Source organism: Streptomyces sp. 3N207 (assembly GCF_052246355.1).
Taxonomy (GTDB): Bacteria; Actinomycetota; Actinomycetes; order Streptomycetales; family Streptomycetaceae; genus Streptomyces.
Window position 1 is genome coordinate 147323 of record NZ_JBQQBV010000016.1, and the last position, 24787, is coordinate 172109.

Consider the following 24787-nt stretch of genomic DNA (forward strand, 5'->3'; position numbering starts at 1 on the left):
GCGGAATCGGTAAGTTGGGTGGACTACTGGTGTTCCCCGCACGCGGGGAGCGCGAGTGGGGGTGCGCAGGGCCAGCGCAAGTCGACCGGAGGGGCGATGACGCAGACGGTGAACTCCGCCCGGCGTGATGGGGACAAGGCTGGGACCGCCTCGGGCTCTGCGCCGGGCCGATGGACGAGCTCAGGCGCACGCCGGAACCTCGCGGCCGACGACCCGCTCGGTACGGACGACCCCGCCTGCCTCCCACCCGCTGTACCCGCTGCGCGGCGCCGCATGACCATCCGCGGCCGGACCTCTGTGTGAGGCCCGAAGACGCCGCGCGCCGTATCCTCCACCAGGCCGGGCGTGCGGACGCCGAGCCCGGCGCTCTGGAGTGGTTCCTCGGGCCGGAGGCCGTGGCGGCGGCCGACGAGGTGCGCGGCGGCATCGTCCGGTCCGACGGGAAGGTGTGGGGCCTCGGGGTCCTGGCGCTCGGTCACGCCGACTGGTGCCGCTATCTCGCGGGAGGCGAGACCGATCAAGGGGCGCTCGGTACCGCGGTGCTCTGGTTCGCCGGGATCCATGAACAGGATCCCGGACAGGTGCCGCCCGGGCTGCGCCCGCTGTTCGCCACGTTGTCCGGCGAGCCCGACGGTGCCGCGACGGAGCCAGGTTTCGCGTACGACGGTGGCGTCGGGGTGACGCTGGTGTTCCAGCAGAGACGCCATCCCGGAACCCTGCCCATGGCCGAGACCCTGCTGCGGCACGCCGTCGCCGGTTTCGGCGCGGGCAGCATGGAGCAGGGCTGCTGTCTGTCGGACCTCGGAATCGTCCTCCTCTACGCATTCCAGGACGGCGCGGGACGCCACGTGCTCGGCGAAGCTGTCGACATCGGCCGCGCCGCCGTGGTGTGCGCACCTGGTCCCCGGGACGAACAGGCCCGCAGGCACGGCAACTTGGGGTACACGCTCAGCCACTGGGCCCAGGCGAGCGCGAGCAGCGACGCGATGCGGGAGGCGGTTGCCCAACTGCGGGAGGCGTTGGAGCTGTGTACGTGGAACAACCCGCTGCGCGCGCAGCACAGCGCCACCCTCGGTTCGGCGTTGTGCCGCGCCGCCGGCGATCTGGCTGATCCCGCGCTCCTCTCCGAGGGCATCGACCTGCTCCGCGCCGCCGTGTCGGAGCCGGACGTCGTTCTGCCCCACCGCGCCTCGTTCCTCTCCGACCTGGGCGTCGCCCTGATCACACGGGCCATGGAGAGCGGCGACGGTGCCGAGCTGTACGAGGAGGGCATCGCCGCCTGCCGCAGGGCCGCCGATAAGGCCCCCAACCCCGTCGAGCGCACCGTGTACCTCACCAACCTCGGCCTGCTGTTGGACGGGCGCACGTCGCGAACCGACCATCCGGGTGCCCTGGACGACGCGTACGCAACCGCTTGCGACGCCCTTGAGGGCGCACCGCCCGGGCATCCGGTGCTTGCCCAGGCGCACATGGTTCTCGCCCGTGTGCTGGGCTCGCGGTACGCGGTGACGGGCAGCCTCACCGACCTGGACGAAGCTGTTGTCCACGCCCGCCGCGCCGTGGAGTCCGTACCGGCCGACGATCTGCGCCGCCGGGTGAACAACAGCACCGAACTCGCCGACCTGGTTCGGCAGCGCACCATTGTGCGGTACGCGACCCAGCGCGCCCTCGTACTGCATCCGTACGCCTCCGAGGAACTGAACGAGCCGATCACGCTGCTGCGTGGCCTCGCCCGGGAGGTACCGGCCCGGTCCGCGGAGCGCGCCCGGGTCCTGCTGGCGCTCGGGCGCTGTCTTGAGACCTCGGGCAGAGCTGCCGGCTCCGACGACGACGTGGACGAGGCTGTCGACTGCTTCCACAAGTGCCTCGCTCTGCCGCCCCCCAACAGCGACTTCGAGGCCACCGCGCGCTTCGAACTCGGAGCGGCGCTGGCCCGCCGCGCCGGTGCGCAGGGCGACGCCTGGCAGCAAGGTGCCGATGAGATGCTCCGCGCGCTCGACCTGCTTCCGCCCGATGATCCGCGGCTCCGCGAATGTTGCTCGACGTACGCCGTAGCCCTCATGGAGCGGGGCGACGCGACGAGCGGCGTCGACCTGTACGAGGAAGCGGTGCGGTTCCTGCGCGAGGCGGTGACGCGCGTCCCGCACACCCGCGCAGCCGAAGGCGCCCTGCGCCGCACGAACCTCGGTACAGCGCTGGCGAAACTCGCCCAGCGCACCGCCGATGTCGAACTCTTCGCCGAGGCGATGGCCAGTCACCGCGAAGCCGTCGCCATGACCTCGGCCAACGACAACCACCGCGGGAACCGGCTCGGCGCCCTGGGCGAAGCCCTGCTGGCTGTCGCCGAGTTCCGCGCCGACCCGGAGCTGCTGAAGGAGGCCGTCGAGGTGCTGCGGGCGGCCGTGGCCGCAACCGACGAGGACTGGCCCGGCCGGTCCGGCTGCCTCAGCTCCCTCGGCGACGCCCTGCGCACCCTCACCCGCTTCACCGGCGACCCCGCTGCGCTGGAGGAGTCCGTCCGATGCCATCGGGAGGCAGTCGCCACATCGGCGGGACCGCTCACCCCCATAGCCCTGCTCAGCCTCGCGAACAGCCTGGCGGACCACTACCGCCACCACCGCGACATCAGGCACAGCGACGAGGCCATGGAGCACTACCGCGCAGCCCTGGCAGCCATACAGCCCGCATCCGCCGAGCGGGGCGTCATCCTCACGGGCCTCGGCTACGCCCAGTGGTGCCGGGCCGTCGACAGCGGCGACGAAACCCTCATGGACTCCGCCATCGGCACGCTGCGCGAGGCCGTGAGCAACGTGTCCAAAGCACGCCTCGGCCTGGCGCTCACCAACCTGGGCGGCGCCCTCATGGACCGCGCGCGGGTCACCGGCAACCGCGTCTGGCTGGCCGAGGCCGTGACGGTGCTGCGCCGCGCGGTGCAGGACAGCCCGCCGACGGCCATGGAACGTTCCCTGCACCTGAACAACCTCGCCGAAGCGCTGCGCGGCTGGTACGAGACCGTCGGCGACGTGTCCGCCGCCGACGAAGCTGCTGCGCTCCTGCGTGAAGCGATGGCCATGGAGCACGGCGAGCACCTGGGGTCCGAGCTGGCCGCCATCAACCTGGGTGTCGTACTGGGCAGCCGGGCCCGGCTGGACGCGGACCCGCACATCGCCGGTGAAGCCCGGCGAGTACTCGAAGAGGTGGTGGCCGGACTCGACGAGCATCACCCCTCGCGTTCCTTCGCCCTGCTCAACCTGGCGACTGCCTGTCTCACCGCCGCCGACCTGGCGGAGGAGACCACAGGGGCCGTGGCCCGGCAGGCGCTGCACCGGGCGGTCACGGCCGCCCGGGAATCCCTCGCCGGAATGCCCGACGACCACCCGAACCATGCCCAGGCGCAGTGGCTCCTGGCCCAGGCGCAACTGGGCCGTGCCGCGCTGGGCGAACAGGTCGACCTGGTGGAGGCGGCCCGTACCGCACGCAGCTCCGCGCACAATCCGGTCGCCCCCAGCACGTCCCGTCTCCTGGCCGCGCGTGCCTGGGGCGAGGCCGCGGCAAAAGCGGGCCACCACGCCGACGCCTTGGACGGGTACGCATACGCCGTCGGCCTGCTGCCCAGCGTCGCCCCGCGTGACCTCGCCCGCGCCGACCAGGAGGCGCGGCTGCGTATCAGCGCGGGCCTGGCGAGCGACGCCGCCGCGCTGGCGCTCGACGAGGGCGCACCGGGCCGCGCCCTCGCGCTGCTGGAACAAGGAAGAGGAGTGCTGCTCGCCCAGGGCCTGGAGAACCGCGCCGACGTGTCGCGGCTGCGTGACCTCGCCCCCGCCCTCGCAGCCGAGTTCGAGCGGATCCGCGACGAGTTGAGCGCCCCGCCCCGGCTCTCCCCGGCGCTGCGCACCGAAGCCGTCGGCACGGCCGCCCCGCCCTACGACGCGCATGAGGCGGGCGTGATCGCCGAGGCCCGGCACAACCTGGCCCGGCGCCGGGACCAACTCCTCGACGAGATCCGGACGTTGCCCGGCCTCGCCGGATTCCTGCGCCCGCCCTCCGTACCGGAACTGGTCACGGCCGCCGCCGACGGTCCGGTCGTGGTCGTCAACGTCAGTGACTACCGGTGTGACGCTCTCGTCGTGACCCCCGACGCCGGGATCGACGTGGTCCCTCTGCCCGACCTCACCCCCGACGCCGCCCTGTCGCGGGCGGAGAAGTTCATCGACGGGATCGACGAGGCGTACGGCGGGAACGGAGTGGACAACGCGGTCGCCACGATGCGTGCGCTATCCGAGACGCTGGGCTGGTTGTGGGACACGGTGGCCGCACCCGTGCTCGACCGGCTCGGACTGGACGCCGTACTACGCGACGGCGACCCCTGGCCCCGGCTGTGGTGGTGCCCCACCGGCTGGCTGTCCTTCCTGCCGCTGCACGCGGCCGGGCGCGGCGCGCCGGACTCCGGCACCTGGGTCCTCGACCGCGCCGTCTCCTCGTACACACCGACCGTACGTGCCTTGGCCCGGGCACGCGGCGGGCTCGCCACCGGCGCTCCCGCGCGCCCCTCCCCGCTGGTCGTTGCGCTCGCCGAGACGCCCGGGGCGACCCGGTTGCCCGGCGCCTCGCAGGAGGCCGCGCTGCTCGCGGAACTGTTCCCCGCGGGACGGCAGTTGACCGGGTCCGACGCCACGGTGGAAGCCGTCGGCCAGGCGCTGGAGGCCCACCCCTGGGTCCACTTCAGCTGCCACGGCGTCAGCGAGCTGCTCAGCCCGTCGCAGAGCGGTCTGATCCTGCACGACGGACGGTTCACCGCGTTCGCCGCCGCCGCGCAGCGCCCGAGAAGCCCGGAACTCGCCGTGCTGTCCGCCTGCTCCACATCCCGGGGCGGCGTCACGCTGCCCGACGAGGCGGTACAGCTGACCTCGTCCTTCCAACTTGCCGGATACCCACATGTGATCGGCACCTTGTGGACCATCTCCGACAAGCTGGCAATCCGCGTCACCGAGGAGTTCTACGCCTCACTCGCCGAGGACGTCTCCCTGGGCCGCCCCATCGATCCGGCCGCGGCCCTGCACCGCCCGGTCAGATCCCTGCGCGATCGCTACGCGCAGGCGCCGCACCTGTGGGCGGCGCACATCCACACAGGCCCTTGAGACGGGGCGGTTCCTTGCGGCGGGTCACACAGCCTCACACCCCCGGAGCCTCACCGGCCCACGCTCACGACTCCGGCGGCTCCTCGGCCCCGTCGACGGGCGACGCTGCCTCTCCCATCGCCGTACCGGAAGGCCCCGGCGGCACCTCGTCGGGCTCGGCCATGCCATCACGGGGCCGATAGGTCTTGCGTATCGAGAACTCCTCGACCAGCGCCGCCAAGTCCGCGTCACTGCTCGCCGCTCGATCCTCCGTCATCGACTTCTCCCTCCGCTGCCGGCGCCGACGGCGGCAGCAGCACCTCCAGCACCTCTACGTCGCTCGCCCGCACGTACACGCCCGCGGTACCGGGCACTTTTCCGAGGAACCTGCCGTCGGACCCCACACGGTACTGAGCCTGGAGATAGAGGTCCCCTTGCTGCGGATACGCTGATACGGCCGACCGCGAACCAAGCCAACCGGCCACCCACAGACCGCTCTTGAGACGCACCCGTATGAAGCAGGACCCACGGTCGTGGAAGAGGGCGTCCCAGGCGGTCGGCATCGGCTCGTACCGCGCCCGTGCGTGCCGCCTCCGCCACACCGCCTCCACCCAGGCCAGCCCGGACGGTACGGCAACGATCAGGAGCAGCGCGGCGAGCCCCGCTCGGCGAGGCTGCCCCAGCACCCCGGCGATGGGCCCGTCCCCACCCCCGGCCAGCAGCCGCACCAGCCACGGCCCCGCAGCCACCGCGTAGAGGGCATCGAGCAGGGCCCCGGCGGCGATCGCCCGCACCAGCCGGTTCTGCGGCTCCTGCTCACCGGCGAGGGCGCCGCGCAGCCGCTCCCGTACGGCCTGGTAGAACACGCCGGGCAGCACGAGGATCAGCAGGATGGTCAACTGCTGCACCGTCCCGGGAACCATGGTGGTGCTGCACCCCCGTGCTCAGTGCGTCAGCCGTATTGCTGCCGCCTCAGAATGACGTGCCTCAGGATGACGTATGGCAAGGCCCGCGTCACGGGTGAGTGGAAAGTCGGCGACGCCGACGCCACGACGTCCGAACCGCGCAACCCGCTCGGGCGCCTGCCGCGCTCAAAGGCGGTCGGGCCGCGGGGAATCCCCTGACGGGTGACAAGTTTGCCGTTGATCACTGCTGATTCGCTGGGGTCGACCGACGACCTTGGTGCGTCGGTCACAGACTTGCGAGGAGAGCGTCGAGGGGGGTCGGTACCTGTTCGGGGTCAAGGGCCTCGACAAGGAGGCGCCCGTAGCGGATCTTGCGGCCCTTCTTCGTGCCGAGGAAGCGCCGCAACTGCTGCTGCCGGGGCCGACCGTGGTGTGCGGGCTGGTGCAGGAAGGTCTGCCAGGCACGAAGGTCGCCTTCAGTTCGGACGATCTCCTCGACTCTTTCTGTGCCCAGCGCGCGGATGAGCTCGTCCTCCAGGTCCGTCACGCACACGAAGAAGCCCTGGTGCGGTGCCCGTGCCCGCTTCAGGCCGCGGTCGTAGAAGCGCTGCTCGCGCTCGTCGCACAGTCCTGCCAGGCGCAGGCCGAGGCCGGGCGGTCCGAGGAGGCCGGCGTAGAGGCCGACGCTCATCGCCCCGCCCATCGGCACGACGCACACCCGCTCGGCAGCCAGATCCCGGCCACGCCGTGCGGCCAGCGTCTCAACGGCCGCGAGGTCGCTCGGCCCCTCCAGCAGCACCGCCGTCCGCACCCCCAGTCGTCCAGCCAGATCACTCGCGGGCCCGCCGGACCCGCCGTTCGCCCAGCCACTGACCGCATCCCGGAATGCCTGCATCTCCGCCATGGAGCGAGTCTGCACCTCCACCGACGACACGGCACGCAATATTCGACGGCCCCGATCGACATGCCCGACGCCCTCCGCTTCGCCGCCGCCCACACACAAACCGGAACACGTCTCGCTTTCGTCTGCGGCGCCGCAACGGTCATCAACTGGCGGGACTCACCGCGGAGTAGGACTGCGCGCGGTGCGAGACTGCCGCCATGACTATGCACCTCATCTCCGTCATCGGGAGTAGCCCCGGAGTCGGAAAGTCCACCCTGTGCCGTGCGGTGGCCGAGTGGCTTACCAGCGCCGGTGCATCGGTCGATCACTTCGAGGAGGCTGACATTCTCAAACGGCCGGCCTTCCGGCCCGTGGCTGAAGAGTTCGCCGGCGGGGCTGCCACCGTCCGGCCTGCGACCCTGGTCGAGTGCACTCGCGCCTACGTCACGGAGTCACTCGCGGCGGGCAAGGACTATCTGGTGACGGATGCCCTTCTGCCCTTCATTCCGTCCCTTGTGGCATGGGGCCATGACGAGGGGACCCTCGTCCACGTGATGGAAGAGTTGTCCCGGGCTGTGGAGCCCGCCGAGGTCACCGTGGTGTACGTCCACGACGATCCGGAGATGGCACTGGGACGTGCAATCGAGCGAGAAGGCAATGCCTGGGAAGACTGGTACGTGCAGAAACTCGCCGGCTCTCCTGGCACTCGGGCTGTTCACAACCTCTCGTCGGCCGCCGCTCACCTCCGTTTCGAAGCGGACCTGACACGTCGGCTCCTCGCACAGACCCCATGGCACGTTCTGACCGTGGATGTAGGGACACTCAACGCGCAGGAGGCATACGCCCACACCCAGCGCCACCTGATGGACGTGCTGTGAGCGAAGGCCGGTGCGGCCGACGGTGTCCCTCGTGTACCGGACAACTCCTCATGCCTTGCCGGTCGTTGCGATTGCCGGGCACCGGTCGGCCCACCGCGACGACGAGCCGGGTGCAGGCACCGTGGTGCACGCGGGCACCGAGATCAAGATGTGGTACGCCAACCACTTCGAGGCCGTCTACGCCATCGAGGGCCAGGGCGAACTCGTCAACGACGAGACCGGTGAAAAACACCGCCTAGAGCCCGGCGTGATGTACCTGGTAGACGAACACCAGCGTCACACCCTGCGCGCCCACACCGGTTCCGCGCGGTCTGCGTGTTCAACCCGGGGGGGGGACCGAACGGCTGCGTCTTGCCGTGCCTGGTCTGATCACGGCGTCGGAGCCATCCTGCAACGTGCAATCGCCCGGCTGCACAACCTCGCCCCTCATGGGACAACGCCCGCCCCATACGGGTACCAGAGAGGCCCAAGAGAGGCGGCTCCCACCTCTCCGGCTCGGAGAATGCTCAGTCGATACAGAACTCGTTGCCCTCGATGTCCAGCATCGGGATGCACGAATCATTGCCGTCATACAGCGTTCGCACGTGTACCGCGCCGAGCGGGACCAGTCGTGCGCATTCGGCCTCGAGTGCGGCGAGGCGCTCTTCCCCCACAAGACCGGTGCCGACCCGCACATCAAGATGCAGCCGGTTCTTGGCGGCCTTTCCTTCGGGGACGCGCTGGAAGTACAGTCGCGGGCCCACACCTGAGGGATCACTGCAGGCGAACCATGAATCCCGCTGCTCAGGTGGCTGCGAGCGCTTGAAATCCTCCCAAGTTGCAAACCCCTCCGGTGGCGGCGGTACGACGTACCCCAACACCTCGCACCAGAAACGAGCGAGGCGCTCAGGTTCCGCGCAGTCAAAGGTGACTTGGAACTTCCGGATCGCTGACATCGGCGCACCTTACCAAGGGCACTTTGCCGCTCATTCCCCAGGTGGATCAGCCCGCAACGCCGTCGCGCCCTGGGCCAGGCGGGACACCAAGCGAACACACCGGCCGGTCTACCGAGAACGACGCGAACCTGGCGGCGGAGCCCATCGGATCCTCATGCGACTACTCGATTCCACCGCGCCGGCCGGAGGCACAGCCAGGAACGCTTCCTTCGGATTCGGTTCGTCCCGGGTCAAGCGTTCGCAGGCGGCGGCGTCAGCACGGTGGTTCCGCAAGTCGTCGTTCGCGCGCTCAGCCGGCAGGGGCGTTCCGGATCGCGGCTATGTCGAATTGCAGGCGTACCTTTTCGCTGACCATCGAGCCGCCCTCGGCCAGTTGGCTGTTGTACGTAAGGCCCCAGTCGGAGCGATCGATGGTGGTCGTGCCGTCGAAACCTGCGCGCTGGTAGCCGAAGGGATCCAGCACATGGCCTATGTAGGCCATCTCCAGTACGACGGGCCGGGTCACGTCCTTGATCGTGAGGTCCCCCGTCATGCGGTACACATCGCTCCCGGCGAACTGCACGGCTGTGCTGACGAACTGCATGCGGGGGTAGTTGGCGGAGTCGAAGAAATCACGGCTGACCAGGTGGGCGTCCCGCTGCCCCACCCCCGTGTCGACACTGGCCGTGGATACGACAACCTCCGCCCGGGAGCGGGACGGGTCGTGGCCGTCGAAGAAAAGGCGACTCTGGTACTCGGTGAAAGACCCGCGCACCGTGGTCACCATGGCATGGCGTACAGAGAAACCGATCCGGCTGTGCGCGGGGTCGATGATCCATTCCCCGGTGAGCTCCTGCAGGGCCGGATCCACCACGCCCGTACCGGGGTTGGCTTCACCGTACGCGGCAGGGCGGGTCTGGGAAGGGCGGGGTGACATGCCACGTCTGAACAGTTTCATGCTTCACCTGGCGACTCGATGATGGGCAGTCAGGCAATGCTGCACCACCAATCGCCGTGACCTAGCTCCGGATAAGAACCCCTTTGGGCCGTGTTCGTGTAGTTGCCCCACTCGGAACCTCTCGGAACCTTCACATGATCTACCTAGTTCTTCCGGAGTCGCGAAAGCGGCAAAGCCCGCGGACACGGCTGAAGGCTGGTCGTATCAAAAACGCCGTAGCCTGATCCCTTTGCCTGCGCGCTCAGCGACGACCGCCACCGTGGCCCACCTTCCCTGCGTGGGACACGAGTTCGTCCGCCGTCGGCCGCCAGAAACAGGACAAGAATTGCGGCTCCTGGGAGCTCGCTTCTCCATGCCGACCCATTGCGCTGAGTCGCCCATCTCAACCGTGCGTAAGTACCGTACCCCTCCGGCCACTTGCGGTAGTTGCTTCAGGCGATGCGTTCGCGGATGACATCACCAACACTTTCCGCAGGCGTTCCTGACTTCGGCTCGCGTATGTGCCTCAAAAGCGCAACTGAATCTGTGCGGACGGTGACACCACGCGGGGTGCCATGCGTTGTGCCGGGAAAGACGATCCTGGCCACCAGCCTCATCACGCTCTTCGCCGACTCCGAAGCCACACACGGCGCGCTGACTCTTCACCACGCGTCAGCGTGAGGTGTTCCCCGCACCTGGCTGAGCGGTGTGTCCGGCCGTGATCTGGCTGGTGACCAGGACGTGGACGGGGGCGGCGAACACTGTCTCAGCAGGCGTGTTCCCGGTGCCGTCGACCGGCGGTGACCGCGAGGGCCGGGTTCACCGGACGACGGCGCCGGCGGGCTGATCGACCGGTGTCGAGCCGGGCGACGCGGCGACGCTGCTGGCCTCCGCCAACCGGCGCCCGCGGGTCTCGGGGGCCATGGTGAGGCAGACCGCGAATCCCAGCAGGGTGATCACAGCCATGATCAACATGGTGGGACCGACGCCGATACGGTCCAGCCCGACGGGCAGGAGATAGGTCCCGATGGCAGCACCGATCCGGCTGACGGCCGTGCCGACTCCGACCGCGGTCGCGCGCACCTCTGTCGGGAACAGCTCCGTGGGGTAGATGAATTCAAGGATGCTCGGGCCGCCGGAGAACAGGGCGTAGGCGCAGAAGCACGCCAGAACGACGGCGACGGGCGCTGCCGGCGCCAGCCCCAGAACGGCGAGGGGGAGGACCATCAGGGCGAAGGACCAGACGATGAGGGGGCGCCGCCCCAACGTGTCGATGAGGCGCAGTGCGGGGACGCACCCGATCAGGAAGAGCATGCTGATCAGCGCTGAGCCGATGATCGACTCGCTGCTGCCGGACATCCCGAACGCGCTCAGGATCGTCGGGCCGAAGGAGTAGATCGCGAACAGCGGAACGATCTGCAGCAGCCAGAACAGGCCGACGAAGGCCGTGCGCTTGAGGTACTCGCCACGGAAGACCTCGGTGAAGCCCAGGCCGTGCGCGGTTTCGTCGTCCACCAGGGATTCGATCGCCTCCGGGGTGGCTTCCTTCCCGTACACGCGGGTGAGTACGGCCCGTGCCTCTTCCACGCGACCGCAGCTGGCGAGCCAGCGGGGCGACTCCGGCGTCCCTATACGCGCGATGATGAATGCGACAGCGGGTATCGCCGCACTGCCCAGGGCCCAGCGCCAGGCCCCGGAATCCACGACATTGATAAGCGTGTAGCCGACCACGTACGCGGCCGTGGCCCCCACGAACCAGGCCATGATGAGCATCCCCATGACACGGCCCCGCTGAGCGGTCGGGAGCCACTCCGACAGCAGGGCGCTGCCGATGGCGTAGTCGGCGCCGAGCGCGACTCCGATAATGAATCGCAGGGCGACCATCAGCGTCGGATCGTTCACGAACATGGACGCGATCGAGGCCGCTGCGATCACGGCGAAGTGGAGCGTGAAGAGCAACTGCCGGCCGATACGGTCCGTCACACGTCCGAAGATCAGGCCGCCCACGAAGAGGCCGACCAGCGCCGATGCGCCGATCAGGCCCTCCTGGCTCGCCGACATGCCGAGGTCCTGGCTCATTCCCAGGACGACCACGCCCACGATGCTGAGCAGGTAACCGTCGAGGAACTGACCCCCGGCAGTGAGCGCGAACATCTTTCTGTGGAACGGCCGGAAGCGAGCGTCATCGATGAGGGAACTGCTCACAGGTCCTCCTTGGTGTCCGTCGGCGACCTGGACAGGGCCGCCCACGCGGCGGCATGTGAGGTGTAATACCTCACTCGTCGGCGAGAGTGTGCTTCTGCCGAAGATGCCGCTTTCGGGATTCGGGGAGTAGGGGTTCGGGGACGGGCTTCGATGCGTCGAAGACGAGATGCGGCCCGCCTGCGGTGTGATGTGTAATGCCTTACCGCTGTACGCAGAGGATTGGCCGATTGCGGCCTACTGTCAAGGCCCCGGCGGAGACATTGCTCGGCTCAGGACCTCAGGAGTCGCCCTCTGTCCGGCCGGCCCAGATCCCGCGGCTGTGGGCGAGGTGCTTGCGCATCAGTTCGGCGGCCAGCTCGCAGTCCCCCGACTCGATCGCGTCCACGATGGCGATGTGCTCCTCGCCGGACCGGGTCAGCTCGCCCTGGTCCGCAAGCTTCTGCAGGCCCTGCATACGGGCCTGATCGCGCAGCTGGCCGACTATCTCCACAAGACGGCGGTTGCCCAGCAGTTCGAGCAGGCCGAGGTGGAACTGCCGGTCCCGGTCGAGGAAAGAGACGAGGTCTCCTTCGCGTGCGGCGTCAGTGATCTGCTCGGCGAGCCGCCGGAACTGCGGTACGGGCTCCCCGTCCAGGGTCTGGACGACGTCGGCCATGGCCTGGGCCTCCAGCATCGTGCGGATGCGGAAGATCTCGTCGAGGTCGTGGTCGGTGAGGACCGGCACCCGGAACCCGCGATTGCGGATGATCTCGACCACGCCGAGATTGGCGAGATCCATGATCGCTTCCCGGACCGGGGTGACCGACACGCCGAGCGCTGCAGCCACGTTGATGGCGCTCTCCACCTGCCCCGGCTCGATCTGCCCCAGCACGATCTGGGTCCGCACCGCCTCCCGCGCCTGCTCCCGGAGGCTCACCGACTTGAGCTGCGGGCTATGGGCAGACATGGCTGACGGGCGCGAAGTGGTCACGCCTTATGCATAACACGGAACACCTGGACCGTCGACGACGGCCTTGTGAGGCTTGCTGAGGTGTAATACCTTACTCGCCATCCTTCCCTACGAGGCAGTCGAGGAAGGTCCTGCGAGGAAGCGGAGTGCCATGAAGACCATCACCCTCGGTGAGCGCGAGATCCGCGAGGCCGTGACCATGCGCGAGGCGATCGATGCCGTACGGCGCGGCTTCGTCGATCTCGCTCGCGGGGAGTTCGAGATGCCGACCCGTACCGCGCTACGGGACGGGCGGTTCCTGGTGATGTCTGCTCATCACCGGTCCACCGCGTCCGCCATGATCAAGACCTTGAGCGTGAACTTCGAGCGCAACCCCGCAATCGCGGGCACCGTCGTCTGGAGCGAGACCGGCCGTCTGGACCACCTGGTCGCCGATGCCGGAGCGGTGACGACCCTGCGTACAGGCGCGGCGGTCGGCGTCGCCACGGATCTCCTCGCCGCGCCCGAGGCCGGACGGCTGACCGTGATCGGTGCGGGAGGACAGGCCCCCGACCAGGTCCGCGCCGTCCACGCGGTCCGACCGCTGCGCCGGCTGACCGTCGTGGACGCCGACCCGCGGCGCGCCAAGGCCCTCGTCGAGACACTCGAACCCGAGCTGGCGGGAGCGGAACTCCACACGGCGGCCGACGCGGAGTCCGCCGTTCAGGAAGCGGAGATCGTCTGCTGCGCGACCAATGCGACCAGCCCGCTCTTCACGGATTCGGCACTGCCCGCGCAGGTGCACGTCAACGCCATCGGCGCCTACCGCCCCACCATGCGTGAACTGCCCGACGAACTGCTCGCCAACAGCACCGTCGTCATCGACGAGCTTGACGCCGTCCTCAAGGAGTCCGGCGAGATCATCCACGCTCTCGAAACCGGGGCCATCACCGAGAACGCCCTCACGGAGCTCGGCGCCGCTCTGACCGCCACCTCCACGGACCATGGCAAACGGACGGTGTTCAAGACCGTCGGTGTCGCCATACAGGACTGGGCCGTCGCCCACCTGCTGGCCGGGAAGTTCCTCCCCTGACCCGGCTGCCATGATCCCGGCCCTCCCACGGGCCGTACCAGCTCGACCGCAGGAGGAAAACGATGACAGACAGCGCGGTGATCGTCGGCGCCGGCGTGATCGGACTTGCCACCGCCCACCGGCTCGCACGCGACGGCCTGGCCGTCACCATCGTGGACGCGACCCGCGGCGACACCGGAGCGTCCGCCCACAACGCCGGGTGGATCGTTCCGATCATGTCGGCTCCCGTCCCCGCACCCGGAATGCTCGGCCAGGCCCTGCGGTGGATGGCGCGCAAGGACAGTCCCCTGTATATCCGGCCCTCCCTGCGCCCCGAGCATGTGCGCTTCATGCTGAGCATGCTGCGCCACTGCAATCCCCAGGACTTCCATCACGGTGTCGAAGCCCTCGTCTCCCTGAACGAACGAACCGTCGCCCTCTTCGACGAGTACGAGAAGGACGGCGTGGAGTTCGAGTACCACCGCACAGGCCAGCTCATGGTCTTCCACACCGGGGAGGCCATGCGGCGGTACCAGACGGAAGCAGAGTCACTTGAGCGGATCGGCCACACCGCGGAGCCCCTCTCGGGCGACGAGCTCAGGGATCTGGAACCGGCGCTCGGCAGTCATGTGCGGGCGGGCCTGCAATGTCCTCAGGAACGACACGTGGATCCCGCGAGCCTCGTCAAGGGCCTGGAAGACCGCTGCCGAGAACTCGGTGTCCGATTCCTGCACAACAGACCGGTCACCGGCATCCGTTCCCGGGGCGGGGTGGTGACTTCACTCCTCGCCGGAGGTGAGGAGATCAGCGGCGATGTGTTCGTCCTGGCGGCGGGGGTGCACACCGGCACGCTGTCGCGGCTGGCCGGATTCCCCCTGCCCATTCAGCCCGGCAAGGGATACGGATTCGACGACACCAGTGGCTCGGTGACACTGCGGCACTCGGTGTACCTCGGTGAAGGGAAGGTGGCCGTCACACCGCTGTCGGACCGGCTGCGGTTTGCCGGGACGATGGAGTTCGGCAGCTCCGACTCGACCATCGACCAGCATCGCCTACGGGGCATCGTCCGCTCCGTCCACGAGTTCCTGCCGAGCTTCCCGCCGGGGTCGCAGCCGCGTGGCTGGACGGGACTGCGTCCGATGACGCCTGACGGGCTGCCGGTCATCGGGCCACTGCCGGGCAAGGACAACATCCTCGTCGCGAGCGGACACTGCATGCTCGGAGTGACCCTGGCCCCGATGACGGCGGAACTCGTCTCCGCACAGATCAAAGGCGCTCACCAGACTTCCGGCAGCGCCCACCCAGCCCACGCCTTCACCCCGCAACGCTTTGCCTCACGGCGTGGTCACACCACGGCAGACGGCTGAGATGGCGTACGCCCTCCCGTGGCCTACGGGGGAGGCTGACCGTGCCGGTCCGGCGATGTCTGTGGGGTGGTGGCCGGTGGGTGTGTCGGTAGGGGGATCGCCGGACGCAGCGGCCAGTAAGGGGGCGGGCCGTCTTCGGGCCGACGTCGATGCATACGTCGGCCGACGGCCTGCGCCGCGCTTCGAGAGGCACGGTACGGGCTGACGTCGAAGGTGCCGACGCTCAAGTGGCTGGCACGCCAAGCTCAAGGGCCTGCCGCCCGGCCGTCCGCCCGCAGCTTCGGCGGGCGGCCCTTCTTGGCAAGGCCGGTCACCTGCCGCGCACATTTTGCTGGCGGCAAAACCGGTTTCCGGCATGCGGCCGCAGACCTACCGTGGCCGCATGCGCTCACCGATCACGGGCACAGCCGCCGGCGTGCCGTTCACCGCGTTGCCGCCGGCCGGCGACGGCCCCGCACCGGCGGGCGACCGCCCCGCGCCGCTGATCGTCACCTGGCACATGATGGACGCGCCGAGGTCGAACGCCGCGTTTGCTGCCGCGTTGCCGATGAACGACCTGCCCGCGTGGCGGGTGCACCTTGGCATGCCGATGTGCGGGGCACGCATGGTCGACGGCAGCACGGACGCGATTGTGGAGCTGTTCCAGAAGGACCCTCTGATGTCCTTCCTTTTCCCGTTCGTTCGACAGGCGGCCGAGGAGTTCCCGGCCGCACTGGAGTCGATTCGCGCCCAACTGCCGGTCGCTGACGGCCCGATCGGCGTGCTCGGCGGCTCGCTGGGTGGGGCTGTGGCGCTGCGGATTCTTGCCGGCACCGAGATTCCGGTCTTCGCCGGTGCCGTTGTGAACGGCGCCATCCGGATGCGGTCGGTCGTCGATCTGTTCCCGGGCGACTACCACTATGACGCCGCGTCCAAGAAGGTCGTCGACGGCCTGGATTTCGTCACCAAGGCGGGCGATATCGCCGGTCGCGCGCCGCTGCTGGTCGTCAGCGGCGAACTGGATCACCCGGCGCTGCGTACCGACGCGTTCGACCTCGTGGACGCGCTGGGGGAGCGGTCCGAGCTGCTGTCGATCCCTGGGCTGGCGCATCCCCTCGCCGACGAGCCCGGCATCGAGCCCGCGCCGCAGCTGCCACCGGCCCGCGAGGTGGACGCCGGACTGACCACATGGTTCCGACGCCACCTCGCGGATGCAGCCTGAGCATTGCCGGTGACCTGCATCGCGGCGACGAGCCCAAGTGCCGACCGGCCACCAAGTCAACGGCCCCTCCGGGTGGTGCACATGCGTGCCCGGTATGCAGGCATATGCAGGCCAAGGGCGGCTACAACAACTGCTGGGAGAAGTGGTGGCGCGCTCAGCGCGGCTTGTGCCGCGTACTGCCACGCGAGGGAGGCCCCCCGCTGCTGGTGACACAACGCCGGCGACCGCGTATCGCTCACAGCTTCGCCAACGCGGAGGTGACCTGCCCCTGACCACGTCATGGACGACCACGCCATTCACCGGCGGTGGCAACGGTGCGCGATCCTCCCCAGCCCATCCGCCACTCACCCCTACCGGGCAATGCGATCGAGTCCCCGCCTACCGCCGGGCCATCGGATGTACGGAGGTCGGTGACGTCGCGACACAATCAGCCTGTGGGGACAGACATTCGGGGATTCGTGGAGTGCCGCACCTGGGGCGCCGGGCTCAGCGTCGGGGAGAGGGCTTGGTATCCAGCCATCAGCTTGTCAATGCTCGGGATGACGAGGGACTACTGCGCCTTCGCCTGCCTCTTCGGGGTCCGTGACTTCAGCGGTCATTGGCGGCCCGTCGCAGCCGACCGTGGCCTGCCGGCTGACGTGTCGGAGACAGCCCGGACCGAACACGCCTCGTTGGGTGAGGAGGCGTTCGGCGCCACGTGGATCGGCTGGGACGAAATCTGCGCCATCGACTGGGACGAGCCGGCGATTCCCCGAGCAACCAGCATCGCCCGCTACCGGAGGCAGCCGGACGGCACGCTGGAGCTGAAGCACCGGTACGACTGGAGCCGCGGTTTCGCAAGGGCCAGTGGTGTCGACACCCTGACCGTCGAGCCCGACCGCGTCGGCGAACTGTGGGACGAGGGCACGGAATGGGACGTCGGCACCACCGTCTTCCGCGCCGAACGCGACCGGCGGCGGGACGCTGTCCCTGCTGACGGGCCATGGCAACCGGTATGGGTCGTCATGCGCTCTCTCGCCGGCATCCACGGTGACAACAACGTCCGCCTGACAGTCTGGTTCGAGGAATAACCTCTCTCCCGTTCCTCCGCCGTCGGCCTGCCGAGGCTCCCTTTGCCAGATACGCTCAGGCCGCGTTTGCAAAGTGCTCGATGATGACGAGCGTGCCCTGGCTGCCAGGGCGTACGGCATGCTCTACTCCCGCCTCGACGACGTACAGCTCTCCCGCGCGCACCTCGACCTCGATGCCACCGGCTACCAACTGCAGTGCACCGTCTACGACCAGCAGTACTTCCGCTGTGTCATGGGATTCCGGTTCCATGGGGCGTCCGTCCATCCGTAGCACCTTCACCCCGGTGTCCCCGCCCTGCCAGAGCAGGAGCGAGCTCCAGGCGCCGGGCAGTTCTGCGGCCGTGCACTCTATGTCGATGACGTTCATGGCATGCCTCCTGGCGGGCCGCCTGGCCGTAGGGCTGAATGAGCCGCCGGGAAAGACGCCCGCGATCGTGATCAAGGGATGGAGTGACGCTACGACACGGTGGCGGACTGCTGGTCGACCGTTCGGTAAAACTTCCCAACTGCCCTTTCCGCCTTGTCCGAAAGGCAGGGGGAGGGGCTGTGTGAAGTGCCGGGGTGTGGCTGTGGCTGCGGAACGATCTTGGTGTGGCTCGCGGAGATCTCACGGGCGCCAACAGTGAGGGCTGCCGCACCTGTCGGACAGGGCAGGTGTCGGGGTGACTGGTCCACCGCTCCGCTCAGTACGCCGACTTGCGCGGGTTCAGAGGGTTGAGGAGGAGGCCGAAGCACGTCAGTGCGGGCGGCAGGCACAGGGCCCACACCCACCACTGACTCTCCTCGGTGACGATGCGGATGCCCGGAAAGTAGGCGCACAGCCCCATCCCCATCCACGCAACGGGCCGCACCATCGGTGCCGTTCCCCCCGGGCTCCGCCCGTGCCACAGCATGCACGCCAGGGCCAGCCCGAGACCCGCCCACGCCAACAGCAGGCTCAGCACCAGCGTCGAGCCCCCGTTCGGCGCCACTTCGCAGGTCTTCCCGCGCACGGTGACGCGCATCAGCTTTCCGTGCCAAGTCACCATGTCGGCACGGGACCCGCGCCGAGCGTCGTCGTGGCAGGGCGGAATGGAACCTTCCACGTCGTAGGTCTTCTCGGCGCCCGAGGCCCACCGCAGACGCGGCGTCGGGCCGGTCTGCGGCCGGTCCTTCGCGACGACGCGGCCTTGGGTACGACGCAGACAGCCGTGCGGTGACTCCTGTCCATCCCGCTCGGCGCACCAGGGCGCTTGCGGATAGTGCACCCGCTCCTGAAACGGTTCGTACGCCAGACTCAAGCCGCCCCAGGCCAGAAGAGCCCCGATCATTGCACCGAGCGCCCGCCCCAGCAGTTCCGCCACATCCAACTCCCCCGTCGGCAGGGCCGGAACACGGCGCACGGCCCGGCACACTGACCGAGCAAGCCTGTCACAGCCGAGCAGGACGGGGGCGTCGTCAGGGCACACCGCTGTCGTGAGGGATTTCGAGTCGCCGGACACGCCCCAAAGTGCTACTCCTTGGGGATGCGCGACGAAGATGATCTCTACATCGGGGTGTCGGAGGACCATGGTGATGCCGTCACCGCGGTCGCGGTCTCCCGGGACGGACGGCTCGGGGCGACTGGCGCGCGCTCCGGCGAGATCCGGCTGTGGGATCTGCGCCATGGCCTGCTGACCGGCTATATGGGAGGGCTGCACGACGGGCCTGTGGAGAACGCCGCGTTCATCGGCGACGCCAAGCGGCCCACGTTGCTGACCGCGGGCCCATCGGTCTCGCTGTGGACGGTGACGACGGAGGCCCTGGAATGGCGGCAGCTCCCCTGGGACGGCGGGCGGCTCCTCACCTCCTCCGACCAGGAGGCCGTGCTCAGGCAGTGTGGAGACCTGCGCTGGCTGGGCCTCTTCGGTCCCCTCTACGGCCGCATCAAGTCGGACTCCCCGATGGCATTGGGGCGCACCGGCTCCGGTCTGATCGTCGTGAGCAGTGACAAGGGCCGGATCGAGGCATGGCGACGGCCGCCCGGAGACACCTATGACGACGCCCGGCCCGTGTGGGACGTCGGCGGACGCGATGCGGCGGATCAGCGGCTGACCCGCTGTTGTGACGGGTGGCGGCTCGTGGTGTCCCCGAGGCGCGGCCGGGTGGTCGTTCTCGACGCGGAGACCGGGGCGGCGGTGACCGCGTTCGCTCCGCCCGCCCGGCCGACGGCGATCGCGGCCCATCCGGACCGGCCGCTGGTGGTGCTCGGCGGGCGGGACGGTTCGCTGTCGTGGTGGGATGCCCGCTCGGGACGCTGCCTCGGACGCGTTCAGGCGCATGGCGGCCGTATCCGGGCTTTGGCGCTCGCCACCGGCACCGACCTGGTGATGTCGGTTTCCCAGGATGGAACGGCCGCGCTGTGGCGGCTGCACGGCCGTGGGCCCGTCGGCCGCTTCACACCCCCCACGCCCGCCGGCCCCCGGGAGCTGACCCAGGTGGCCGGTACGCCCGACGGGCGGTGCTGGCTGATCGGCGGGCGCGGCGGCCAGGTCCACGTTCTCCACTGGTCCGGCCACGCCGGACTCGTGCCGCAACGCGTCGGTCGCCCCTCCTGTGTGATGGACGGTGGTGACGTGGAGACCCTGCTCGACGACATCCGCAACCACTGGGACGACGGCCCGGCGAGCCTGGCCGCAGTCCGTGAACTGACCTTGGGCGACCTCGACAAAGCCTGGCGCGCGACGGCGGTGGACGCGCTGGCGACGCTGACCGTGAACGGTGCGGACCCGGCGGCCCGCGAGGCCGCAGCGATCGCACTGGCGGAGATCGACGAGAACGCGGCCACCACCGCCTTCTACCGGATGTTCGCTCGTCATGACGGCCACGGTTCCGCCGGGCGGTTGCTGGCGTACTTCACAGGCAAGGACGAGTCCACGACGGAGGAACTCATCGCGAGCTTGCCCGGGATCGGCAACTTCCTCGGTGTGCTGACCTCGGCCACCTTGGGCGAACGGGGCGCAGTCGCGGTCCCGGCGGTGCACGCGGCGCTCCGCGCGCTTCCCTTCCCGACCCGGCAAGACACCGAGCACTGGTTCCGTGACGAGTCGACCAAGTACCGGCTGCTGCACGCCCTCAGACAGGCCGGTGCGGCTGCGGCGCCCACGACACCGACCCTGCTGGCCGTGCTGGAGGACGAGGAGATCTACCGGGACACCCGGCACCAGGCGGAGGTGACCCTTCAGGCGATCGGCCTCCCGGAGACGGCCGACACGATCGCCGCCGAGATCCGGCGGCGGGCTGACCTCGTCGTCCACGGCGAGAACGATGAGGACGACGATAGCGGTGAGGACAACGAGAACGGCGAGGTCGGCGAGAACGGCGAGGACGACGAGACGGAAGGCTTCAGCCTTCTGCTGGATGTGCTGCTGGGCATGCCTCCCGCGGCTCTGATGGCCTCCCGCGAGGTCGGACCGGCGCTTGAGGCGGTGCGGCGCCGCTTCGGCGACGGCATCAGGACGTACGAGGAAGACGGCGAGGTGTGCGAGTACACCGCGTACGAGATTCGGCTCGCCGACTGCATCGACGAGAAGATCGCCGAGCAGCTCAAGGCCACTGCGACTGGTGGGCTCGCACGTTGAGGTGTCGCGTATTCCTCGGTGATGGGCATTGCGGCGTCTCTTGCACGAGGCGGTGGTCGCGTAGTGGCATACGGACCCGCTCCATGCCTCGTCTTCCAGCACATGGAAGCTGTATGCCGCCTCCGTGGTCGGGCTCGCCGGTCACGCAGAGCAGCAGGGGCACAGGGGCCCGCTGAGCAGTGGAGCCAGGAGCATCCGAAGTTGCGGTAGATCCGGATCCGGTGGCCGCCGAGTTCTCACGTTCCCGACGTGCCTGACCAACCAACGGAACTCGTCAGGCAGGCATGTGCATCAAGAACCTCGTTAACCTCGGGCTTTTACGGGCGGGGCTGTCCGAGCGGTGACCACATAAGGCGAGAAGCGCTCCTGATCTGCAACGATCGGGCTTGCCGAGAATCTTGTACGTGGCAGGAAAGAAGCACTTCTCGGGCCAGGCTCATAAACTTGCTTTCAGGGACTCCGCGAAACCGGGATCAGCTCATTGTCAGGTCACGATGTCTGGTCCGTGCGGCCTGGGCTCGTTCACCCTCACACACCAGAAACAACGGTGCTTCCTTGCCGGACGCACGACCTAACCTCAGGAGGTGTCCACCGTTGTACGGGAAACCGCGTGTGCGGTGATGGGCCCGGCAGCTGTGTGGAGTGCTGTCTGCATTCCGGCGGTGAAGGGACCGTACTGAAGGAGGCTCCGAATGATCGGCCGACTCCGTTCGGTCCCGTGGCGCCCGCGATGGGGCCGAACACGCGTGAGTGCATGGGTCGTTGCTGCAGCTTTGGTCCTCCTGGTGGGGGCGGGAGTCGCATGGGAAAGGCAGCAATCGCCGGAACCCGAGTGGGAGCGGCGTGCGGACAAGGCGATCGCGCTCACCAAGCGGCTCGACAATGGCAAGGAGGGCGTGCTCACGTACGCGTTCCTCGCCGGAGCCGTCGCAGAGCGGCGGGGCTGGGAGAATCCCGAGGTCAAGAGGTATCTGGGCAAGGTGTACGGCCAGCGGCTGGACAGCGGCGGGTACGGCCTCAACTACGCCTGGGACGCCTTCTCGGACGGGACGGTCAATCCTCGGACAACCACCTATACGGTCAGCGTCTCCGGGCATGCCGGCCGAGTCATGCTGGATGGGTACCGGGAAGGCCGAGTTCCCCGCGAGGAGATCGTCCGGCTGGTCGACTCCCTGCTGAAAATGCCCCGTGTCACAGGAGGTCCGGGCGTTTGTCTCGCGTATAGCGATTCCCGATACGACTCGCGGCGGTGCGTGCCGAATGTCAACGCCTCGGCAGGTTGGTTCCTGGCCCGTGCCCGCGCCGAAAGCGTCAGCAGACCCGGTGTCGACGCCCTGATCGCCGCGATCGCCGAACGTGACGCCCACAGCTATCGGCCCGAGTCCGGCTTCTGGCCGTATATCGAAGGAGACCGGAAGAACCAGGACTGGGCGCACAACGCACTCAACGCAGAATCCGAGTTGGAGCTTTCCCCGGCGATCGGCAAGCAGGCAGTGGCCAAGATGATGGCGCTGTCCTCACCACCGCGCTGGATCGACCCGATCGGCCAAGTCGAGCTGCTGCCTCACTCGTGCGGAAACGCACCCGCGATGCTCCGGCCTTTCGACGGGATGCTCACTCACCCCCGTCAGACTGCCCAGACTGCAGCGCAATTGGCCTACTGGTCGGCGCGAACTGCCTCACACTGCTGACGACGCCACGAGATTGCAGACCCGGTACGGCCGGATACTCGGCGAAGGGGGGTCGAGCCGCTGAAGCGTCCGACTCACTAACCATTCTGTATCGGGCCGGCCGGGTCTCCCCGACGATGCAGCGGCTGTTGGGCGGCTGATGGCTGCTACAGGTTCGTTCCGGACAAACCTTCGTGAATTTCCGTCGCAGGGAGCTCATCACACCCTCCCGTAAGACGCACTCGATATGAGGCACTCGATATGAGGCATTCGATATGGGGAGTGCCGAGGAGTTCGCAAGCAGCTTCTGAGGTTGTTCTTCAACCTCTGGCCTGGCCGCCTGGTCACGGGCGTCGACTGCTCGACAGGGCAGTGCACCGAGGGCCCCCCGGCGAGGGCCAAGGTACAGCTCAGAGACCAGGCCGATATCGGTGGAGGGTCAGCCGAGATCGAGCCGTTGGTGAGGCTTGTTCTCTTCGGCCGGTGACCGAAGCCTCATCCGTGCTTGCGGAGGTACGCCTCCAGCTCGGCGGCCCCGTCAGCATTGCCCGGCTGCGGGCGGCCAGCCCGGCGTGTGCCGCGAGCAGTTCGCGGCCAGCGGATGGTGGCCTTCGCGGGACGCTGTTCCCAAATCACCGCGGCCGCTCGGCTCGCTCTGTCTCCGCCCGTCAGTCCTTGGCTCGAACGACGGCCTCGGGGCCCCATGCTGCCGGATCAGGGCGGACGACCCACCGCAGGGAACAGCTTGGCCGCTTGCGGTCCGGGAGGCTCGGCCGGTGTCGACGCAGCCGATCGCACCGTCCTCGGCGTCGCTGCCGCGAGCGAACTGTAGATCCGCCATGTGAGCGGCGCGGGGCCTGGGCCAATTCCCAGGCCCCCTTGCCTCCGACTCCGCCATCCGCCATCCGCCATCCGCCTCCGGGCCTCGGCCTCAGCTGCCGCCCACACGTGCGGCCACCAGTTCCTTCCGCAGCTTCTCCGTCTCGGCCGCGGTGCGCGTCTCCTGGCCACGCCCGTGCTCGGCAACAGCTCCGGCCGTCGTCGCTGCGCCTGTCTTCTACGTCTTCGACGCGGACGCAGCGTCGTGAGCGCGCGATGCAGATGACCTAATCGTCAATGCACTTGGGGTACTTCGACCCCCGGTTGCAGTCGTGGTAGTCGTACTTGCTGACCCGGAACTTCTTCTGGTCGGCTCCATTGGCCGGATCAACCACCAGGTAGAACTTCTTTCCGTCTTTGACCTTGTCGGTGACTCGCCCTTTGGGGCCTTGGTCGAAGTCCTGGGCGCATCCTGCGAGGGCAAGGGCTGCAACGGCGGCGGAGATAAAAAGGGCAAGGCGATGCATGTCGTGCTCCGTTCAACTTGGGACACGAACACTCTAAAGACCTTGGAAGAGCCAGTGAGCCGGCGCCCGCCCTCGACCTCGTCGCGACCCTGCGTGGCATCCCTCCCGACGAGGGCTCGACCCGGACACGGCGCAGGCCGCCGCAGCGAGTTCAGCGAGCCGCAGCCCGTACCGAGCAAGCATCAGCCTGGCCTCCACCACATGACCAGCGGTGTTTCCTCCGGATCGATGGCGGTGACGGCTCCTTGGGCGGACAGGGTCGGCGTGAGGACCAGCCTTCTGCCGCCGATTGTGGCCATCGCCTGCGATCGCGCCCGTATTGTCCCCCCGGACGGCGTGTGCAGGCCCGTGGCGCAGGGAAGCGGGGACGGTGCTGGTCGTGGGGGAGATAGGCGCGTTCCAGATCGTGGGGCGGGGCGGAGTCAGGAAGTCGGGCAGCCACGGTTGGAGGCGATCAAGGACCGCAACAGCCGGGCCTGTGCGGCGGGACCGAGTCCGGTGAAGGTGAAGGCGACCCGGGGGCCGAACCACGGGCGCTGCCGGGGGATAGTGGTCGGGATGAGTTCACATGCGCAGGCTCAACACCGTGTCTTGCAGGGATGAGCAGGCGAAGCCCGCCGACGCAGGTCGTCGACGCTGAGGCGCCGGAGGACGTGGGGCCGAGCGCCCGGACGGCACGGGTGCCGAGGCGAACG

General features: G+C 68.7%; 18 protein-coding genes and 1 pseudogene. 9 read left to right on the plus strand and 10 right to left on the minus strand.

Annotation, left to right across the window (positions count from 1 at the left end; translation table 11 throughout):
• Positions 1-299: 299 nt before the first annotated feature.
• On the plus strand, positions 300-5138 hold the full coding sequence (locus tag ACTWP9_RS24315) for a CHAT domain-containing protein (protein ID WP_443248376.1): 4839 nt from the start codon (positions 300-302) through the stop codon (positions 5136-5138).
• Positions 5139-5202: 64 nt separating this feature from the next.
• Here the strand turns inward: ACTWP9_RS24315 and ACTWP9_RS24320 are convergent, their stop codons facing one another.
• From ACTWP9_RS24320 to ACTWP9_RS24330, 3 genes are all read right to left on the minus strand, one after another.
• Positions 5203-5394 carry a hypothetical protein gene (locus ACTWP9_RS24320; RefSeq protein ID WP_443248377.1) on the minus strand — a complete coding sequence of 64 codons (192 nt, stop codon included), beginning with the start codon at positions 5392-5394 and terminating at the stop codon, positions 5203-5205.
• On the minus strand, positions 5366-6040 hold the full coding sequence (locus ACTWP9_RS24325; RefSeq protein ID WP_443248378.1) for a DUF6338 family protein: 675 nt from the start codon (positions 6038-6040) through the stop codon (positions 5366-5368). Before ACTWP9_RS24325 ends, ACTWP9_RS24320 begins: the two co-directional genes overlap by 29 nt.
• A gap of 268 nt (positions 6041-6308) precedes the next feature.
• Positions 6309-6926 (minus strand): TOPRIM nucleotidyl transferase/hydrolase domain-containing protein, encoded by a 618-nt coding sequence (locus ACTWP9_RS24330; RefSeq protein ID WP_443248379.1) that lies wholly within the window; start codon positions 6924-6926, stop codon positions 6309-6311.
• 197 nt (positions 6927-7123) lie between these two features.
• Here ACTWP9_RS24330 and ACTWP9_RS24335 point away from each other — a divergent pair, with 197 nt between their 5' ends.
• Together ACTWP9_RS24335 and ACTWP9_RS24340 are read left to right on the plus strand one after the other, a co-directional pair.
• On the plus strand, positions 7124-7783 hold the full coding sequence (locus ACTWP9_RS24335) for a hypothetical protein (protein WP_443248380.1): 660 nt from the start codon (positions 7124-7126) through the stop codon (positions 7781-7783).
• A gap of 118 nt (positions 7784-7901) precedes the next feature.
• Positions 7902-8110 (plus strand): annotated as a pseudogene (locus ACTWP9_RS24340) (ectoine synthase); the annotation flags it as partial.
• Between the two features lie 179 nt (positions 8111-8289).
• On the opposite strand, the gene ACTWP9_RS24345 reads toward ACTWP9_RS24340, so the two are convergent.
• From ACTWP9_RS24345 to ACTWP9_RS24360, 4 genes are all read right to left on the minus strand, one after another.
• Entirely contained in the window at positions 8290-8718 is a 429-nt protein-coding gene (locus ACTWP9_RS24345) for a VOC family protein (protein ID WP_443248381.1), read from the minus strand.
• Between the two features lie 289 nt (positions 8719-9007).
• On the minus strand, positions 9008-9655 hold the full coding sequence (locus tag ACTWP9_RS24350) for a YceI family protein (RefSeq protein ID WP_443248382.1): 648 nt from the start codon (positions 9653-9655) through the stop codon (positions 9008-9010).
• A gap of 798 nt (positions 9656-10453) precedes the next feature.
• Positions 10454-11839 (minus strand): MFS transporter, encoded by a 1386-nt coding sequence (locus ACTWP9_RS24355; protein WP_443248383.1) that lies wholly within the window; start codon positions 11837-11839, stop codon positions 10454-10456.
• Positions 11840-12116: 277 nt separating this feature from the next.
• Entirely contained in the window at positions 12117-12809 is a 693-nt protein-coding gene (locus tag ACTWP9_RS24360) for a GntR family transcriptional regulator (RefSeq protein WP_443248384.1), read from the minus strand.
• 130 nt (positions 12810-12939) lie between these two features.
• Here ACTWP9_RS24360 and ACTWP9_RS24365 point away from each other — a divergent pair, with 130 nt between their 5' ends.
• From ACTWP9_RS24365 to ACTWP9_RS24380, 4 genes are all read left to right on the plus strand, one after another.
• Positions 12940-13860: an ornithine cyclodeaminase family protein gene (locus ACTWP9_RS24365; protein WP_443248385.1), complete on the plus strand. Its 921-nt coding sequence runs from the start codon at positions 12940-12942 to the stop codon at positions 13858-13860.
• A gap of 62 nt (positions 13861-13922) precedes the next feature.
• Positions 13923-15206, plus strand: coding sequence for an NAD(P)/FAD-dependent oxidoreductase (locus ACTWP9_RS24370; protein ID WP_443248386.1), 1284 nt, complete (start codon positions 13923-13925; stop codon positions 15204-15206).
• Between the two features lie 382 nt (positions 15207-15588).
• The gene (locus ACTWP9_RS24375) at positions 15589-16407 is read left to right on the plus strand and encodes an alpha/beta hydrolase family protein (RefSeq protein ID WP_443248387.1); all 819 of its coding nucleotides are present in this window, start codon (positions 15589-15591) and stop codon (positions 16405-16407) included.
• 539 nt (positions 16408-16946) lie between these two features.
• Positions 16947-17477 carry a hypothetical protein gene (locus tag ACTWP9_RS24380; RefSeq protein WP_443248388.1) on the plus strand — a complete coding sequence of 177 codons (531 nt, stop codon included), beginning with the start codon at positions 16947-16949 and terminating at the stop codon, positions 17475-17477.
• Between the two features lie 55 nt (positions 17478-17532).
• Here the strand turns inward: ACTWP9_RS24380 and ACTWP9_RS24385 are convergent, their stop codons facing one another.
• Positions 17533-17844 carry a cupin domain-containing protein gene (locus tag ACTWP9_RS24385; protein WP_443248389.1) on the minus strand — a complete coding sequence of 104 codons (312 nt, stop codon included), beginning with the start codon at positions 17842-17844 and terminating at the stop codon, positions 17533-17535.
• 316 nt (positions 17845-18160) lie between these two features.
• Positions 18161-18859: a hypothetical protein gene (locus tag ACTWP9_RS24390; RefSeq protein WP_443248390.1), complete on the minus strand. Its 699-nt coding sequence runs from the start codon at positions 18857-18859 to the stop codon at positions 18161-18163.
• A gap of 123 nt (positions 18860-18982) precedes the next feature.
• On the opposite strand from ACTWP9_RS24390, the gene ACTWP9_RS24395 reads away from it, so the two are divergent.
• Both ACTWP9_RS24395 and ACTWP9_RS24400 read left to right on the plus strand, forming a co-directional pair.
• Positions 18983-21076: a WD40 repeat domain-containing protein gene (locus ACTWP9_RS24395; RefSeq protein WP_443248391.1), complete on the plus strand. Its 2094-nt coding sequence runs from the start codon at positions 18983-18985 to the stop codon at positions 21074-21076.
• Positions 21077-21822: 746 nt separating this feature from the next.
• A complete protein-coding gene (locus ACTWP9_RS24400; RefSeq protein ID WP_443248392.1) occupies positions 21823-22767 on the plus strand; it encodes a hypothetical protein in 945 nt (314 codons plus the stop codon).
• Between the two features lie 1085 nt (positions 22768-23852).
• On the opposite strand, the gene ACTWP9_RS24405 is transcribed toward ACTWP9_RS24400, so the two are convergent.
• On the minus strand, positions 23853-24092 hold the full coding sequence (locus ACTWP9_RS24405) for a hypothetical protein (protein ID WP_443248393.1): 240 nt from the start codon (positions 24090-24092) through the stop codon (positions 23853-23855).
• Between the last annotated feature and the right edge of the window lie 695 nt (positions 24093-24787).

Excerpts from the sequence above, each read along its gene's own strand:
- ACTWP9_RS24320 (WP_443248377.1), bottom strand. The coding sequence starts at position 5,394 with ATGACGGAGGATCGAGCGGCGAGCAGTGACGCGGACTTGGCGGCGCTG.
- ACTWP9_RS24325 (WP_443248378.1), bottom strand. The coding sequence starts at position 6,040 with ATGGTTCCCGGGACGGTGCAGCAGTTGACCATCCTGCTGATCCTCGTG.
- ACTWP9_RS24330 (WP_443248379.1), bottom strand. The coding sequence starts at position 6,926 with ATGGCGGAGATGCAGGCATTCCGGGATGCGGTCAGTGGCTGGGCGAAC.
- ACTWP9_RS24335 (WP_443248380.1), top strand. The coding sequence starts at position 7,124 with ATGACTATGCACCTCATCTCCGTCATCGGGAGTAGCCCCGGAGTCGGA.
- ACTWP9_RS24345 (WP_443248381.1), bottom strand. The coding sequence starts at position 8,718 with ATGTCAGCGATCCGGAAGTTCCAAGTCACCTTTGACTGCGCGGAACCT.
- ACTWP9_RS24350 (WP_443248382.1), bottom strand. The coding sequence starts at position 9,655 with ATGAAACTGTTCAGACGTGGCATGTCACCCCGCCCTTCCCAGACCCGC.
- ACTWP9_RS24365 (WP_443248385.1), top strand. The coding sequence starts at position 12,940 with ATGAAGACCATCACCCTCGGTGAGCGCGAGATCCGCGAGGCCGTGACC.
- ACTWP9_RS24370 (WP_443248386.1), top strand. The coding sequence starts at position 13,923 with ATGACAGACAGCGCGGTGATCGTCGGCGCCGGCGTGATCGGACTTGCC.
- ACTWP9_RS24375 (WP_443248387.1), top strand. The coding sequence starts at position 15,589 with ATGCGCTCACCGATCACGGGCACAGCCGCCGGCGTGCCGTTCACCGCG.
- ACTWP9_RS24380 (WP_443248388.1), top strand. The coding sequence starts at position 16,947 with ATGACGAGGGACTACTGCGCCTTCGCCTGCCTCTTCGGGGTCCGTGAC.
- ACTWP9_RS24385 (WP_443248389.1), bottom strand. The coding sequence starts at position 17,844 with ATGAACGTCATCGACATAGAGTGCACGGCCGCAGAACTGCCCGGCGCC.
- ACTWP9_RS24395 (WP_443248391.1), top strand. The coding sequence starts at position 18,983 with ATGCGCGACGAAGATGATCTCTACATCGGGGTGTCGGAGGACCATGGT.
- ACTWP9_RS24405 (WP_443248393.1), bottom strand. The coding sequence starts at position 24,092 with ATGCATCGCCTTGCCCTTTTTATCTCCGCCGCCGTTGCAGCCCTTGCC.